This window comes from Eubacterium maltosivorans (assembly GCF_002441855.2).
Taxonomy (GTDB): domain Bacteria; phylum Bacillota; class Clostridia; order Eubacteriales; family Eubacteriaceae; genus Eubacterium; species Eubacterium maltosivorans.
The window spans coordinates 174,804-190,398 of the sequence record NZ_CP029487.1; the positions used below are offsets into that span (position 1 = coordinate 174,804).

General features: G+C 49.0%; 13 protein-coding genes. 10 read left to right on the forward strand and 3 right to left on the reverse strand.

What is annotated here, in order from left to right; genetic code table 11:
* Positions 1-363 precede the first annotated feature (363 nt).
* Entirely contained in the window at positions 364-885 is a 522-nt protein-coding gene (locus tag CPZ25_RS00960; RefSeq protein ID WP_058695039.1) for a hypothetical protein, read from the reverse strand.
* A 220-nt stretch (positions 886-1,105) separates the two neighbouring features.
* Between CPZ25_RS00960 and CPZ25_RS00965 the strand changes: the two genes are divergently transcribed.
* The 6 genes from CPZ25_RS00965 to CPZ25_RS20295 all read left to right on the forward strand — a co-directional run bounded on the left by CPZ25_RS00965 (position 1,106) and on the right by CPZ25_RS20295 (position 10,374).
* Positions 1,106-1,618 (forward strand): HDIG domain-containing metalloprotein, encoded by a 513-nt coding sequence (locus CPZ25_RS00965; RefSeq protein WP_058695038.1) that lies wholly within the window; start codon positions 1,106-1,108, stop codon positions 1,616-1,618.
* A gap of 45 nt (positions 1,619-1,663) precedes the next feature.
* Positions 1,664-2,869 (forward strand): isocitrate/isopropylmalate family dehydrogenase, encoded by a 1,206-nt coding sequence (locus tag CPZ25_RS00970; protein ID WP_074616153.1) that lies wholly within the window; start codon positions 1,664-1,666, stop codon positions 2,867-2,869.
* 128 nt (positions 2,870-2,997) lie between these two features.
* Positions 2,998-4,485, forward strand: coding sequence for a polyphosphate:AMP phosphotransferase (gene pap, locus CPZ25_RS00975; protein ID WP_096919391.1), 1,488 nt, complete (start codon positions 2,998-3,000; stop codon positions 4,483-4,485).
* A gap of 282 nt (positions 4,486-4,767) precedes the next feature.
* Positions 4,768-8,304 (forward strand): pyruvate:ferredoxin (flavodoxin) oxidoreductase, encoded by a 3,537-nt coding sequence (gene nifJ / locus CPZ25_RS00980; RefSeq protein WP_096919392.1) that lies wholly within the window; start codon positions 4,768-4,770, stop codon positions 8,302-8,304.
* A 146-nt stretch (positions 8,305-8,450) separates the two neighbouring features.
* Positions 8,451-9,932 carry an NADP-dependent glyceraldehyde-3-phosphate dehydrogenase gene (locus tag CPZ25_RS00985; protein ID WP_096919393.1) on the forward strand — a complete coding sequence of 494 codons (1,482 nt, stop codon included), beginning with the start codon at positions 8,451-8,453 and terminating at the stop codon, positions 9,930-9,932.
* A gap of 274 nt (positions 9,933-10,206) precedes the next feature.
* Entirely contained in the window at positions 10,207-10,374 is a 168-nt protein-coding gene (locus CPZ25_RS20295; RefSeq protein WP_013379836.1) for a hypothetical protein, read from the forward strand.
* 49 nt (positions 10,375-10,423) lie between these two features.
* Here the strand turns inward: CPZ25_RS20295 and CPZ25_RS00990 are convergent, their stop codons facing one another.
* Both CPZ25_RS00990 and CPZ25_RS00995 read right to left on the reverse strand, forming a co-directional pair.
* A complete protein-coding gene (locus CPZ25_RS00990) occupies positions 10,424-11,620 on the reverse strand; it encodes an aminotransferase class III-fold pyridoxal phosphate-dependent enzyme (RefSeq protein WP_096919394.1) in 1,197 nt (398 codons plus the stop codon).
* Between the two features lie 139 nt (positions 11,621-11,759).
* A complete protein-coding gene (locus CPZ25_RS00995; RefSeq protein ID WP_013379838.1) occupies positions 11,760-11,975 on the reverse strand; it encodes a DUF1858 domain-containing protein in 216 nt (71 codons plus the stop codon).
* Positions 11,976-12,144: 169 nt separating this feature from the next.
* Here CPZ25_RS00995 and CPZ25_RS01000 point away from each other — a divergent pair, with 169 nt between their 5' ends.
* From CPZ25_RS01000 to CPZ25_RS01015, 4 genes are all read left to right on the forward strand, one after another.
* The gene (locus CPZ25_RS01000; RefSeq protein WP_038354235.1) at positions 12,145-12,420 is read left to right on the forward strand and encodes an HPr family phosphocarrier protein; all 276 of its coding nucleotides are present in this window, start codon (positions 12,145-12,147) and stop codon (positions 12,418-12,420) included.
* 106 nt (positions 12,421-12,526) lie between these two features.
* Complete coding sequence (gene cobS / locus CPZ25_RS01005; protein WP_096919395.1) at positions 12,527-13,282, forward strand: adenosylcobinamide-GDP ribazoletransferase; 756 nt, start codon at positions 12,527-12,529, stop codon at positions 13,280-13,282.
* Positions 13,283-13,287: 5 nt separating this feature from the next.
* On the forward strand, positions 13,288-15,192 hold the full coding sequence (locus CPZ25_RS01010) for a YgiQ family radical SAM protein (protein WP_243129329.1): 1,905 nt from the start codon (positions 13,288-13,290) through the stop codon (positions 15,190-15,192).
* Positions 15,158-15,544, forward strand: coding sequence for a metal-dependent transcriptional regulator (locus CPZ25_RS01015; protein ID WP_013379842.1), 387 nt, complete (start codon positions 15,158-15,160; stop codon positions 15,542-15,544). The genes CPZ25_RS01010 and CPZ25_RS01015 overlap by 35 nt, the downstream gene beginning before the upstream one ends.
* Positions 15,545-15,595 lie beyond the last annotated feature (51 nt).

Sequence of the window (15,595 nt, forward strand, 5' to 3'; positions counted from 1 at the left end):
TGGATAAAAATAGTCAAGTATAAAAAATTGTCATTTTCTTATCGAAAAGTGGGGTGGAGTAGAAGTGATATGAAGCGGCGCAGCCGAGACTGCGCCTTTTATCCAGATAAGAAAAAAGGGCCAGGCGCTTTGGGAAACGGCCGGGAATTTTGCCGCTTTAGTGGAACAGCCGGACACCAGCGAGATAAAATGCCGACTTTAGTGAGGAAGATATCATTGTGAGTGCAGTGCCCGCAGGCCGCTTTTTTCTTCCTTAGGTAAAAGACTCCGTCTCTTGGGATAGACAAATGGAGAATGGAATTCTACATTCTCCATTTAAAAATTACTTTCTAACAATTTATATCCATTCCAGGTTTATTTCAGTCATGCCAGCGGTGTGCAGGGGCAGGCGGTCAGCCGCTCATCGTCTGGCTCGATGGCCTCGCTCACACTGATGGGGTTTTCAAAATGCAGGGCGCCGCCGCAGACGTCGGCATAAACGGTGAGCACGACCATGCCGTCGCCCTCGGGATGCCTGGTATCGTCGCAGATACCGCCCATACGGCAGCGATCCGTCACGTTCAGCTTAAAGTTCTCCGGTATAATCACATTCACGCCGCCATTTCTCACCTCAATGTCCAGGTCATACTGCTTTTTATCGGCCTTCACCTGGGAGAGGTCAACGCTCATGCCGCCGCAGAACACGCCGATCTTCATATCCTGCATGGGCACGTCGCCCACAATTTTATTTTTACCGCCGCAGATCACGCACTGGTCCAGCGCGTTTCCGGTCTTATCCATGCTCTCCTCAAAATCATGGCCTTTTTTCAGAACACAGGCAAAAAAGGCTGTGGAGGCGGCAAAGGTAAAGGCCGCGGTGCCGAGTAACAGGTCCTTAAATTTCATGTTAAATCTCCTTGCATATGGTGTTATGATTAATGATAGCACCTTTTTCTTTAAATTAAAATAGGGGCGCGGGATTCTTAACCGATTTAAGCGAAGATGATGATGAAAACGTTGCTGTATACAATTTTTAATCTAAAATTAAAAAAGTGTGGTATAATAAGCTCAAAGCTTTATTCAGACAGAGTAAGCAAAATAATAAAGAATGTGAGATGCAAAACATTTGGAATACATTTATAAAAGAAAATACAGTGAAGAATTTCTGGAAATCGTAAGCGACATCATCGATCATCCGAAATTTCAGGAGCTGAGAGATATCGACCATCACGGCAACGGGCTTTACGCGCATTCGGTGGCGGTTGGTTACAACTCATACCTCATTGCCAAAAAGCTGGGCCTTGACTATGTCTCGGTGGCGCGGGGCGCGCTGCTGCACGACTTCTTTTTCCAGGACTGGCGCGATAATGAGAAGGACGGCAGAGGCCTTGACCGCATTCGCCAGATGCACGGCTTTAGCCACCCCAAGACGGCCCTTAAAAATGCAAGAAAATATTTTAACATCAATGATAAAGAAGCGGACATGATTGTCAAGCACATGTTCCCGCTTACCATTACCCCGCCCATGCACCGCGAGAGCTGGGTGGTCACGGCAGTGGACAAGGGCGTCGCCATTAAAGAGATGGTTTGCGAGCATACTCCGCGCAAGCTGTACTACAAGTTAAGATTTCAAGACTAGCCTGGCTTAGTTTTATAAATAAAATAGAGATTCTGGAGGAAGACATTGGGTTTGAAACATTTAGAAGAGATTGAAAAAGCAAAAGCACATTTTGGTAAAATTCTGGAAGAGCAGTTCGCGCGCATCGACCGCATGAAGGCCGAAAGCGAATTTGTCGACTACGCGTCTAAAGATCAGATCGTCATCGGGATTGTGGGCGGCGACGGCATCGGCCCTTTCATTACCGCGGAAGCCGAAAAGGTTCTGGCGTTTCTGCTAAAGGATGATGTGGAAAAGGGACGGGTTGTCTTTAAGGAAATCGACGGCCTGACCATCGAAAACCGCGCAGCCTGCGGCAAGGCCATCCCGAACGATGTCCTGGCAGAATTAAAGGAATGTGACGTTATTTTAAAAGGACCAACCACCACCCCGAGAGAAGGGGATAAATGGCCGAACATCGAGAGCGCCAACGTGGCCATGCGCCGCGAGCTGGACCTGTTCGCCAATGTGCGCCCGGTTTCAGTTCCCGAAAAGGGTATTGACTGGACCTTCTACCGTGAAAATACCGAGGGCGGCTACGCGGTCGGCAGCAAGGGTGTCCATGTCAACGACGACCTGGCCATCGATTTTACCGTCACCACCCAGGAGGGCTCAGAGAGAATCATCCGCGCCGCCTTTGACTACGCAAAGAAATCCGGTAAGAATAAGGTGACAGTGGTCACCAAAGCCAATGTCATCAAAACAACCGACGGCAAGTTTTTAGATACCGCCAAGGCCATCGCGAAGGAGTACCCGGAAGTGGAAATGGACGACTGGTACATTGACATCATGACCGCCAAGCTGGTCGATGAAAAACGCCGTTCCCAGTTCAAGGTGATGGTACTGCCCAACCTTTACGGCGATATCCTGACCGATGAGGCGGCCGAGTTCCAGGGCGGCGTTGGCACCGCGGGCTCTGCAAACATCGGCAAGCGCTACGCCATGTTTGAAGCCATCCACGGCTCAGCGCCGAGAATGGTTGACGAGGGACGCGGCCAGTACGCAGACCCGTGCAGCATTATCCGCGCGGCCGGCATGCTGCTCGAACACATCGGCTATATGGACGAAGCCAGAAAGCTCCAGATGGCGCTGGACATCTGCGGCAATTTTGAGAAGAAGCTGGTCATCACCGGCCGCGATACCGGCGCCACCGGTGCGGAATATGCCGAATACCTGATGAATACCCTTTCTCAGGATAATCTGGAAGAAGTGTTTAACAGCTATCAAAAATAAATCAGCATTTGAGAAAAGACTTGTTTAGACGAACAAGTCTTTTTTAGTCGGTTTTTATATAAATTTTAGGTTGGCCGTATATAATAGAAGTGATCGTGCAATAAAATCCCGATGAAGGAGCGATGCGTATGCTCGAAAAATTAAATCTTGATATGGAAATTGAAAAAGCGGTTTATAAGGAAGAAAAAGATGCCCTCTCCCTTAAGCTGGGCGCCCTGCAGCGCCGGATAAAGGAGCTGGGCATACCGGTACTCATTATTTTTGAGGGCTGGGATGCTGCGGGCAAGGGGACGCTGATCAACGACCTGATGATCCCGCTGGACCCCAGAAGCTTTGTGGTATACAACGCCATCCGGCCCAACGATGATGAAATCAACCGGCCCCTGCTGTGGCGCTATTGGACCAAAACGCCGGAAAAGGGACGGATGGTCCTGTTTGACCGCAGCTATTACAGCGATCTGGTTCACCGGCCAAAGCTGGACAAGGGCGAGCTGAAGCGGCTTCTCCACCAGGCCAATGATTTTGAGCAGGTCCTGGCACAAAACGGGACCGTCATCATCAAGTTTTTTATCCACATCAGCCAGAAAGAACAGAAAAAGCGTTTTGAGAAGCTGGAGGAAAACCCGTCCACCAGCTGGCGTGTGACCGAGGAGGACTGGCGTGAGAATAAAAACTACGATAAGCTTTATAAAAAGCTCAACCACGCGCTGGAGGCCACCGACACCGACTGCGGCCCGTGGACACTGGTAGAGGGACACAATAAGGATTACGCCTGCCTGAAAATTTACAATACCCTTGCGTTCCGGCTGGAAAAGGAAATCGAGAAAGTAGAGAACACGGAAAAGCCAGTGCTGCAGCCTCTTATCTCTGCCGGGGACGATCCTTACCGCACCCCGGTGCTGGAATCTGTGGACATGGACAAAAGCATGGACCGGGAGACTTACAGGGAAGAGCTGAAAAAATGCCAGAAAAAGCTGCGGGATCTCGAGTATCAGATCTACAGCCGCCGCATACCTGTTATTATCGGCTTTGAGGGCTGGGACGCCGGAGGCAAGGGCGGGGCCATCAAGCGCCTCTGTGAAAACCTGGACCCCAGAGGCTACCGCGTTTATCCCACTGCCGCGCCCACCAGCGAGGAGCTCTCCCACAACTGGCTCTGGCGCTTCTGGAAAACCGTGCCCAAGCGCGGGCATTTCAGTATCTATGACCGCACCTGGTACGGCCGGGTAATGGTCGAGCCCATCGAGGGTTTCTGCACAGCCGACGATTACAGAAGAGCCTTCCGGGAGATCAACGATTTTGAGCGGCAGCTCACAGACTTTGGGGCAGTGGCGCTCAAGTTCTGGATGAACATCAGCAAGGACGAGCAGGAAAAACGCTTCAAGGAAAGAGAAAACGACCCGGACAAGCAGTGGAAGATCACCGATGAGGACTGGCGCAACCGCGAAAAATGGGACGCCTATGTGGTGGCTGTGGACCGGATGCTGTTAAAAACCTCCACCGAAAACGCGCCATGGATCGTGGTGGAGGGCAATGACAAGTACTATGCCCGGATCAAGGTGCTGAAAACCGTCATCGGGGCCATCGAAAAGAAAATAGCAGAGCTGGACGCCTGAAAAGTGAAAAAAAGCGCTGTTTTAAGCGCGGAGTGAAAAGAATGGCGCTGAAAACCTGTTCAAAACAATGGAGAAGCGTCAAAATTTGTCAAAAAAATACCCGAAATCAAAATTTTACCTGTCAATTTTTTAACAGAGATTTCTGCACGAAAAACAGGACAAAAAATTATCCGAAAAGGTGTGTATACACCCTAATTGAATTGTGTTATAATCGATGAAGGTAAAAATTTGTTATACACAATTAATACATTTTTAAATGCTTAATTTCTAAGGAGGAATATCATGTCCAAAACAATGATGACAATGGATGGGAACCAGGCTGCTGCTCACGTGGCATATGCCTTTACTGAAGTAGCCGGCATCTTCCCAATCACCCCGTCTTCCCCAATGGCTGAACACGTTGATGCCTGGTCTGCACAGGGAAGAAAAAACATTTTTGGAGAAACCGTCAAAGTATCTGAAATGCAGTCTGAAGGGGGCGCCGCTGGTACAGTCCACGGTTCTTTGGCTGCCGGTGCTTTAACAACAACCTTTACAGCTTCTCAGGGTCTTTTATTAATGATCCCGAATATGTATAAAATCGCCGGTGAATTATTACCAGGCGTATTCCATGTATCTGCCCGTACTCTGGCTGCTCACGCTTTATCCATCTTCGGCGACCACGGCGACGTTATGGCTTGCCGCCAGACTGGTTTTGCCATGCTGGCCACCGGTTCTGTACAGGAAGTCATGGATTTAGGCGGCGTTGCGCATTTAGCTGCCATCAAATCAAGAATTCCGTTCTTACACTTCTTCGACGGCTTCAGAACCTCTCACGAAGTTCAGAAGGTTGAAGTCATGGATTATGAAGCTTACAAGAAAATGGTTGACTGGGATGCCATTCAGGCTTTCAGAGACCACGCTTTAAATCCGGAACACCCTGTAACAAGAGGAACCGCCCAGAACGGCGACGTCTTCTTCCAGGCGCGTGAAGCCTGCAACAAATTCTACGACGCTGTTCCAGACATCGTTGCAGAATACATGGACAAAATCTCCGCGGAAACCGGCAGAGAATACCATCCGTTCAACTACTACGGCGATCCGGATGCTGAAAACATCATTGTCGCAATGGGTTCTGTCACAGACTGTATCGAAGAAACCATTGACTACCTGGCAGCACAGGGCGAAAAGGTTGGTGTATTAAAAGTACACTTATTCAGACCTTTCTCTGAAAAATACTTCTTTGAAGCATTACCGAAAAATGTTAAACGCATCTGTGTCTTAGACAGAACAAAAGAACCTGGCGCACTCGGCGATCCTTTATACCAGGATGTCTGCACCATTTTCTACGGCAAGGAAAACGCTCCTTTAATCATCGCCGGCCGCTACGGCTTAAGCTCCAAGGATACCACTCCTGGCCAGATCAAGGCTGTTTACGACAACCTGAAATTAGACACACCGAAAGATAAATTCACCATCGGTATTGTCGATGATGTTACCTTCACAAGCCTTGAAGTAACAGATAACATCCACACTGTTCCAGAAGGAACCAAGGGCTGTAAATTCTGGGGTCTGGGTTCTGACGGTACCGTCGGCGCCAACAAAAACTCCATCAAAATCATCGGTGACCACACCGACTTATACGCTCAGGGCTATTTTGACTATGACTCCAAGAAATCCGGCGGTATCACCGTTTCCCACTTAAGATTCGGTAAACAGCCGATCAAGTCACCATACCTGATCGTTAACTCTGACTTTATCTCCTGCTCGACACAGGCCTATGTACACCAGTATGACCTGTTAAACGGGCTGAAAAAAGGCGGCACATTCTTGCTGAACACTGTTTGGTCAGTCGATGAGCTGGGCGAACGTCTGCCGGCAAGCATGAAACGCTACATGGCTGAAAATGATACACAGTTCTATATCATTAACGCAACCAAGGTTGCAGAAGAAATCGGTCTTGGCCGCAGAACCAACACCATCATGCAGGCAGCTTTCTTCAAACTGGCCGACATCATCCCAATTGACGACGCGGTTAAGTTCATGAAAGAAGGAATCATGAAATCCTACGGTAAGAAGGGTGACAAGATTGTCAATATGAACTACGAAGCTGTTGACGCTGGTATCAACCCGGATATCTTAACCAAGGTAGAAATTCCTGCTGACTGGGCAAACGCACAGGACGAAGCCGTAGAAGTTAAAGACGAACCAAAATTCGTTAAGGAAATCCTGCGCCCGGTTAACCGTTTCGAAGGCAACAGCATCCCTGTTTCCGCTTTCGTCGACAATGAAGACGGTACTTACATGGCTGGTTCTTCCGCTTATGAAAAACGTGGTATCGCTGTAAATGTACCACAGTGGATTCCGGAAAACTGTATCCAGTGTAACCAGTGCTCTTTCGTATGCCCGCACGCTGCGATCCGTCCTGTATTAATGGACGAAGCTGAAAAAGCCGCTGCTCCAGAAGGCTTTGACAGCATTAAAGCCAATGGCAAACAGTTCGATGGCTTACAGTACAGAATCCAGGTGAGCGTATTAGACTGTACAGGCTGCGGCAACTGTGCCGACGCATGCCCGGCTAAGACAAAAGCTCTGGAAATGAAACCTCTTGAAACTCAGGAAAATCAGGTTGCCAACTGGGAATATGCAACAACGGTTCCAGTTAAAGACGACCGCATGAATAAATACACCGTTAAGGGCAGCCAGTTCTGCCAGCCGCTGCTTGAATTCTCCGGCGCCTGTGCTGGTTGTGGTGAAACACCATACATCAAGGCTGTTACCCAGTTATACGGAGACCGCATGATGATCGCCAACGCGACTGGCTGTTCCTCAATCTGGGGTGCATCCACACCGTCCACACCATACTGCAAAAACGCTCAGGGCCAGGGTCCTGCATGGGCAAACTCCTTGTTCGAAGACAATGCAGAATATGGCTTCGGTATGTTACAGGCAAGCAACAAGATCAGAGAAACCATCGCGAACTATCTGACAGCCATCGCGGAAACTGCACCTGAAGCAGTAAAAGCAGCTGCGAACAAATGGATCGAAAACAAAGACGACGCAGAAGGCTCTAAAGCAGCAGCAGCAGAATTAAAAGCCGCTCTGGAAGGCTACTCTGTAGATGACCAGGTACTGGCAGATAAACTGAAATTCGTTAAGGACAACGCAGATCACTATGTCAAGAAGTCCGTATGGGTATTCGGTGGTGACGGCTGGGCTTACGATATCGGATACGGCGGTTTAGACCATGTATTAGCCTCCAAGGAAGACATCAACGTATTCGTTCTGGATACAGAAGTTTACTCCAACACTGGCGGCCAGGCTTCTAAATCTACTCCGACCGGCGCCGTTGCACAGTTCGCAGCATCTGGCGAAAGAATCAAGAAAAAAGACCTTGGTATGATGGCAGCTACCTACGGCTATGTATATGTTGCCCAGGTTGCCATGGGTGCTGACAAGAACCAGTATATGAAGGTTTTACAGGAAGCGGAAGCTTATCCGGGTCCATCCCTGATCATTGCTTACGCGCCATGTATCAACCACGGCATCAAGGGTGGTATGGGCCGTACCCAGTCTCATGAAGCAGATGCTGTTGCATGCGGCTACTGGCACTTATACCGTTACAACCCAATGCTGAAAGCCGAAGGCAAAAATCCATTCACACTGGATTCAAAAGAACCAGACTTCAGCAAATTCCAAGATTTCATTAACAGCGAAGTTCGTTACACCTCATTACGTTTAAGCTTCCCAGAAGTTGCAGACCAGTTATATGCAAAAGCTCAGGAAGAAGCCGAAGAACGCTATGCAGGTTACAAACGCATGGCTGCGCAGGAATTCTAATCCAGGCTAAAAGTACAAAGCCCTCGGACTCCATATGGAATCCGGGGGCTTTTTTATAGTTATTGTGGGTACAGATAAGGTTTTGCGTTTGTCCATTCTCCAAAAGGGTATCTTATAGAGAGAAATACCGAAAGGAGAGAGAAAATATGTTTTTTGACAGAATTTTTGATATAAATGATAAGGATGAACGCGTCTATAAGCGCTACCTGAATGGAGAATGGACAGGCGGCAATGATGAGGGCCAGACCCTTGCCATCAAATCGCCCATCGACGGTTCTCTGGTGGGCAGGATACCGGCCATGAGCAGAGACGAGGTGGACGAGGCCATTGCCAGCACAAAGGACAGCCTTCAGGCATGGGCCGAAATGCCCATCTATGAACGGGCCGAAATTTTCTATACCGCAGCGGACCTGTTTGAAAAGCATCTGGATGAGATGACAGAGGTGCTGGTGCGGGAAGTCGCAAAGGATCTGTCCTCAGCCCGCTCTGAAATTGAGCGTACCGCGGACTTTTTGAGATACACTGCCGACGTGGGAAAAAGCATGGCCGGCGAGGCCATCAGCGGCGATAATTTTCCCGGCGGCACCCGCAACAAGATTTCCTATGTAACGAGGGTGCCTCTTGGCACAGTTCTGGCCATTTCACCCTTTAACTATCCGGTAAATCTGGCCATGTCCAAAATTGCTCCGGCGCTTATCGGCGGCAACACGGTGATTTTAAAGCCCGCGACCCAGGGAGCCATCAGCTCGCTGTATCTGGTGGAAATCCTCAACCGGGCCGGCCTGCCAACCGGCGTGCTGAACACGGTAACCGGCCGTGGCAGTGAAATCGGAGATTATGTGGTCACGCACAAGGGAATTAACTTTATCAACTTTACGGGAAGCACCGAGGTGGGGCGCCATATCTCAAAAATATCCGAGATGGTGCCACTGCTTCTGGAGCTTGGCGGTAAGGACGCCGCAGTGGTTTTACCCGACGCGGATCTGGATTTTGCGGCCGATAACATTGTGTCCGGCGCCTTTTCCTATTCAGGACAGCGCTGTACGGCGGTCAAGCGGATTCTGGTACAGGAGGAAGTGGCAGACGAGCTGGCCGAAAAGCTGAAGGCGCGTGTCGAAAAGCTGAACGTCGGTGATCCCTGGAAAAACGCCGCGGTGGTTCCGCTTATTGATGATCAATCAGCGGATTTTGTCCAGGGACTGGTGGATGACGCGCTCGACAAAGGGGCAGAACTGCTGACCGGCAATAAACGTGAGAAAAACCTGTTTTACCCAACCCTTTTAGATCATGTGACTAAAGACATGGAAATTGCCTGGGAAGAGCCCTTTGGCCCTGTTTTACCCATTATTCGGCTAAAGAGTGTGGAGGAAGCCATCGAGATCGCAAACGCCTCAGAATACGGCCTTCAGTCCTCTGTTTTTACCAATAATATCAATCAGGCCTTCTACATTGCCAACCACCTGGAGGTGGGGACCGTACAGATTAATAATAAAACCGAGCGCGGCCCGGACCATTTCCCGTTTTTGGGTGTAAAAGCCTCAGGCATGGGCACCCAGGGTGTAAAATATTCCATCGAGGCCATGACAAGACCAAAGGCTATGGTGGTTAATATTCAGAAGATCGATTAAGAATTAAACAAAAAAATATCATTTAATATTGAAATTTTATCCGGATTTTGCTATAATAGCCTCAAGCAAAGCATACCAACGGAAGAATGCCCCGGGCAGACTGCTCCACCGCAACTGTGAAAGTCAGATACGTGTTTTGCCAGTTTCGCGTGGAAGCATCAAAGAGGTAAATTTTGAAGAATCTCCACCGAAAACAGGTGGAGGTTCTTTTTTTAGCCCTTCCGGCGGGCCGGAGCCGGGCTGTGAAAATATGAGATGATAGCAGGAGGTAAACATGGATTTTTACAAGGTAGTGACGGCCAATGACCGCAAGTCATTTGAAAAGCAGCTGAATGAAGCCCATGAGGAGGGCTACCATATCAATAAGGACGGCATACAGGTCAACACCAACGGGGTAGGTCTGAACCTGATCTATACGGCAGTCATGTGCCGGAAGTCCTGAGCGGGGATAAAATGAAGCGAGCCCGGCACAGTTTTGTGCCGGGCTCTGATTATGCGGGCTGGTTAAAAAAGCGTTTGAAGTTTTCGACAATCTCATCAATGTTTTTTTCAGTAATGATGAGCGGCGGGTAGATCATCACAAACTGAGGAACCGCCGCGAATTTTTTTACAAGAATTCCCTTTTCCTTCATAAACTGCACAAAGCTGTCTGCGACCGATTCCTTTTTAAAATCAATGAACAGGATCAGCCCTTTGCCTTTAATGCTGAACTTCCGGCCGCAATTGGCCTCAAGGGCCCGCAGCTTACCCTGGAATCGGGTACCCAGCGCCTGGATCTTTTTCGACAAATTTGAGGATTCCATGAAGCCGAGGACAACCTTCAGCATGATATAATTGGGCACATCCTCCAGAACCACCCGGGATTCCTGAATGGCGAAAAGCTTGTTGATCCGCTTTGTCATGGACACAAAGTGTACGGAGCGGTGATTGTACAGGCTGCCGTTATAGACGAGCACATCGGGCTGGATGTCGTAGAGCTTATAGGAAAAAATCGGCCCGGTCCGGTAAAAACCAGCGGTGGAATCATCCCAGATAATGGGAATGTTAAACTTGGCGAGCAGATCCAGGACCGGCTCCAGCAGGTCTTTTTTTGCGATGGAGGCGTCGCTTGTGATAATGGGGTTGATGATACAGCCCGCCAGCGCGCTCCGGTGCTTTTTAAGAATAAGCTTGATGGTTTTGAGCTCCGGAAAGACCGTATTTTTGATACCGTCGATGTTGACCTTTGGGTCGTCGGCGATGAGCTCCTCGAATGAATAAATCTGTCCGGCAAACTCTTCAGGGAAAAGCCCGGGGAGTTTTTCAAGACAGAGAAATTCCGTCTTGCCGCGTTTGGAGGACAATGCCTTGAGCAGACGCGGGTAAGGATTCTCAGAGCTAAAATAGGTTACGGCCAGCTTTTTAGGCAAGTGCGGCTTAAGCTGCGCGTCCAGGTCACTCAGCAGAGACGCCAGATCCACAGGTTTATTCTCCCGTTGGTAGTCTTTAACCATGGCGTTAATATCCCGGTTAATGGTGGGGTTATTATAACCGCAGCTCCAGAGCAGACTGTCTGTGTAAAAGCTGAGGTACATATTTTCATCGGTGTCGGTCAGAGTTTGAAGGCTTCCCTTGGAAATATCAACAATCCCGTCGAAGGAATCCGTCAATTCCGCATTAAACATTTTTTTGGTTTCGTTTTTGCTCATGTTTACCTCCCTCTAAATAGAACTAACCTTATTTTCCCTTAAAACTAAGAAAATGACAAGTGATTTTAATAAATTCCGGAATAACCTGAAATAAAAAAGCGGCGTCCTTAAAAGAACGTCGCTTTTCTTAAGAATTAAATTATTTGGTCGCATCAACAGCGTTTAACGCGTCGTTAATGGAACGAACCATTGCTTCCGGGTCAATGCCGTGGGCAAGACATCCCTGTTCAATATTTTCAAAACGGGCAGCCATGCAGCCAAAGCAATGCATTCCGTATGCCTGGAAAACCGGCACAGAATCAGGATATTTTTCAACGGCTTCTAAGATGCCCATATCTTTTGTTACTTTATCCATATTGTTCACCTCCAAATGGTTATTATAATCATACTATACCCCTATTATATAGTTTGAAAAAGATTTTGGCAAGAGTATAAAGAAAAAAGAAAGCCAATTACTTGAAAAAAATAAGAGGCCGTTGTATAATAGACATGATAGGGGAATTTTCTATAAAGGGGTGTATAATGTGATAACCGACAAAGTAGTGGTACAAAACCGTGCTGGACTCCACGCAAAGCCAGCATCCTTATTTGTACAAACGGCCAATAAGTTCAAGAGCGAAATTTACATCAGTAAAGGCTCAACACGTGTAAACGCTAAAAGCATTATGGGTGTAATGATTTTAGCTGTTCAAAAGGGCGATGAGATCGTAATCGAAGCCTCGGGCGATGATGAAAAGCTCGCGGTCGAAAAGTTAATAGAACTCATTAATAATAAATTCGGTCTGCCCGATGAATCTTAACAAAATGTAAACTAAGAAAAGTATGGATGGGTTCATTCATACTTTTCTTTTGTTAACGCGGCGTTACCGCGCTTTTTTACGATCTTATGACAACAAAGGAGTTTTTATGCGCAAAATACTGATCGCCATTTCCTTTTTTACCCGCTTTCCCATAAAGCTGAAGGATGTGAGCGAGGAAGAATTTTATGATTCAATGATTTTTATGCCGCTCGTGGGCCTTCTGGTTGGAGCGATCCTGTTCGCGGTCTCCTGGGTGTTATCCTATATTCATGTCATCCAGCTGCAGGCCCTCTTTACCATGATCGTCTATATCTGGATTACCGGCGGTCTGCATCTCGACGGCTTTGCCGATACGGTGGACGCCCTGTTCTCAGCCAGAGACCATAAGAAAATGATGGAGATCATGAAGGACAGCCGCCTGGGTTCTTTTGGGGCCATTGGCCTGATCCTGCTATTTCTGACCATCTGGTCCTGCTATACGGTCATTCTGCCGGAAAACCTGCTGATTCTGATCCTCATGCCTGTTATCGGGCGCTACTGCGCCATACAAACCTGCTGCTTCTCAACCTACGCTGAGGGCGGCGGCGGACTGGGGCGCCGGATTGTCGAGATGACCAAGCCCTGGCATGTGGTGCTCTATCTGGTGCTGATCCTGCCCTTTGCCTGGTTTGCCATTGGGCCGGTGGCCTTCTTTGCAGCGCTGGGAACCATGGTCATCGATTTAGGGCTCATGTTTTATTTACAGCGTAAAATCGGCGGCATCACCGGCGATACCATCGGCCTGACCATCGAGCTGACCCAGACCATTTTTCTGGTGGTTCTGGCGGTTATTCAGGCGAATTGGATGCTTCTGGCAGCGTGATGACCATGAAAAATCAATGTTTACCGACCAACCGGCAGGAAATGTGTGACCGTGGCTGGCAAGAGGTTGACTTTGTCCTGGTCACAGGGGACGGCTATGTGGATCACCCCTCCTTTGGGGCGGCGGTGATCTCCCGGGTGCTGGAAAGCCATGGCTACCGGGTGGGCATTATCGCCCAGCCCGACTGGCACAGCGCCGGGGCCTTTGAGGTCTTTGGCCGCCCGCGCCTCGGCTTTATGGTGACAGCCGGGAACCTTGATTCCATGGTCAGCCACTATACCGTCAATAAAAAGAGGCGGAAAAAAGATGTGTATACGCCGGGAGGCGCTGCCTGCCGGCGGCCAGACCGGGCCACCATTGTCTACTGCGGCAAAATACGGGAGACCTATAAGGATGTTCCGCTGATTATCGGCGGGATCGAAGCCAGCCTGCGGCGTTTTGCTCATTACGACTACTGGCAGAACAAGGTGCGGCGCTCGATTCTCTTTGACAGCCGGGCCGATCTTCTGGTCTACGGCATGGGCGAAAAGGCCATTGTCGAGATTGCGGACAGCCTTAATGCCGGCATTCCGGTATCCGAATTAAACTACATTAAAGGTACAGCCTGTATCATTAAAGAAATGCTTTCGGATTGTGTGGAATTGCCGGGCTGCGAAGCGGTGACCGAGGATAAAAAGGCTTATGCCGAAGCGGCAAAAGTCATTCATGGGAGCAATGATCCTTTTAACCCAAGGCCATTTATCCAGGCGACCGGCAACCGGTACCTGTGCCAGAATCCGCCGCAGATGCCGCTGACCGAGGCAGAGATGGATGAAATCTACGGGCTGCCCTATACTTTCCGCCAGTGCGAAAGCTCGCTGGGGGACGGTGTAATTCCAGGAATCGAGGAAATAAAATTCAGTATTACAGCCAACAGGGGCTGTTTTGGAAATTGTCATTTCTGTGCCCTTGCCATTCATCAGGGGCGGTATATCCAAAAGCGGAGCAAGGCCTCCATTGTGGCCGAAGCAAAACGCATGATTAAAGATCCGGATTTTAAGGGCTATATCCATGATATCGGCGGTCCAACCGCTAATTTCAGAAATCCGGCCTGTGAAAAGCAGAAAACAAAAGGCGTCTGCCGGCACAGGGAGTGCCTGTTTCCCAAGCCTTGTGAGAATCTGGACACGGACGAAAGTGAATACCTGGAGGTGCTGCGGGCAGTAAGGCAGCTGCCGGGCGTCAAGAAGGTGTTTGTCCGCTCTGGCATTCGTTACGACTTTCTCCTGAAAGACAAAAATAAAAGCTTTTTTAAAGAACTGGTGAAATACCACGTCAGCGGACAGCTGCGGGTAGCGCCAGAGCATGTGGCGGGGTCTGTGCTCCGCAGCATGGGAAAACCGGACTTCTCGGTTTACGAACGTTTTCACCGGGAATTTGTCCAGTATGATAAACAGTTCAAGACCAATCAATTTGTGGTTCCTTATTTTATAACCGGCCATCCAGGGTGCACCCTGAGCGACGCCATCACCCTGAGTGAGTACATCCGGGATCATGGCGCTGTGCCCGAGCAGGTGCAGGATTTCTATCCGACGCCGGGCAGCATCGCCACAGCCATGTATTATACAGGCTATAATCCCTTTACCATGGAGTCCATGCATATTCCAAAGGATAGGGAAAAGCTGATGCAGCGCGCGTTGATCCAGTACAATCGGCCAGAGAACTATAAGCTGGTTCACGAGGCTTTGATAAAGGCCGGCCGGAGAGACCTGATCGGCAGCCACAAAGGGGCGCTGATCCCCGAAAAACCCCGCGGCGCAAAAATGGCCAAGGGAAAGGCCCCAGAGAAAAAGCCAGGAACCAGAGGTAAAAATAAAAGAAAAAATGGTGGTAAAAATGGAAATGGAAAAAAAACTGACCGAATCAATTGAAGACTATATTGAAACCATATATTTGGATTTTTCGCAGGATAACCGGGGCGTCCGCATCACCGACCTTGCCCAGGCCATGGGGGTGAGCAAGGCCAGCGCCAACGACGCTGTCAAAAAGCTGAAATCCCTGGGTTATGTAGAGCATGAGCGCTATGGCCAGATCTATCTGACCGACAGCGGCGAGGCCATGGGCATCAAAATCTATGAAAAACACTGTATTATTACCAAGTTTTTAAACCAGGTTCTGGATGTCAGCCCTAAGGTGGCAGAAAACGACGCCTGCTGTATCGAGCATATCATCAGCGATGAAACCTTTGAAAAGATGAAAGCTTATCTGAAGGATAACGAATAAAAAAGACCGTGCCGTTCACCGAGAGCGGCGCGGTTTTTTATATGACAGACC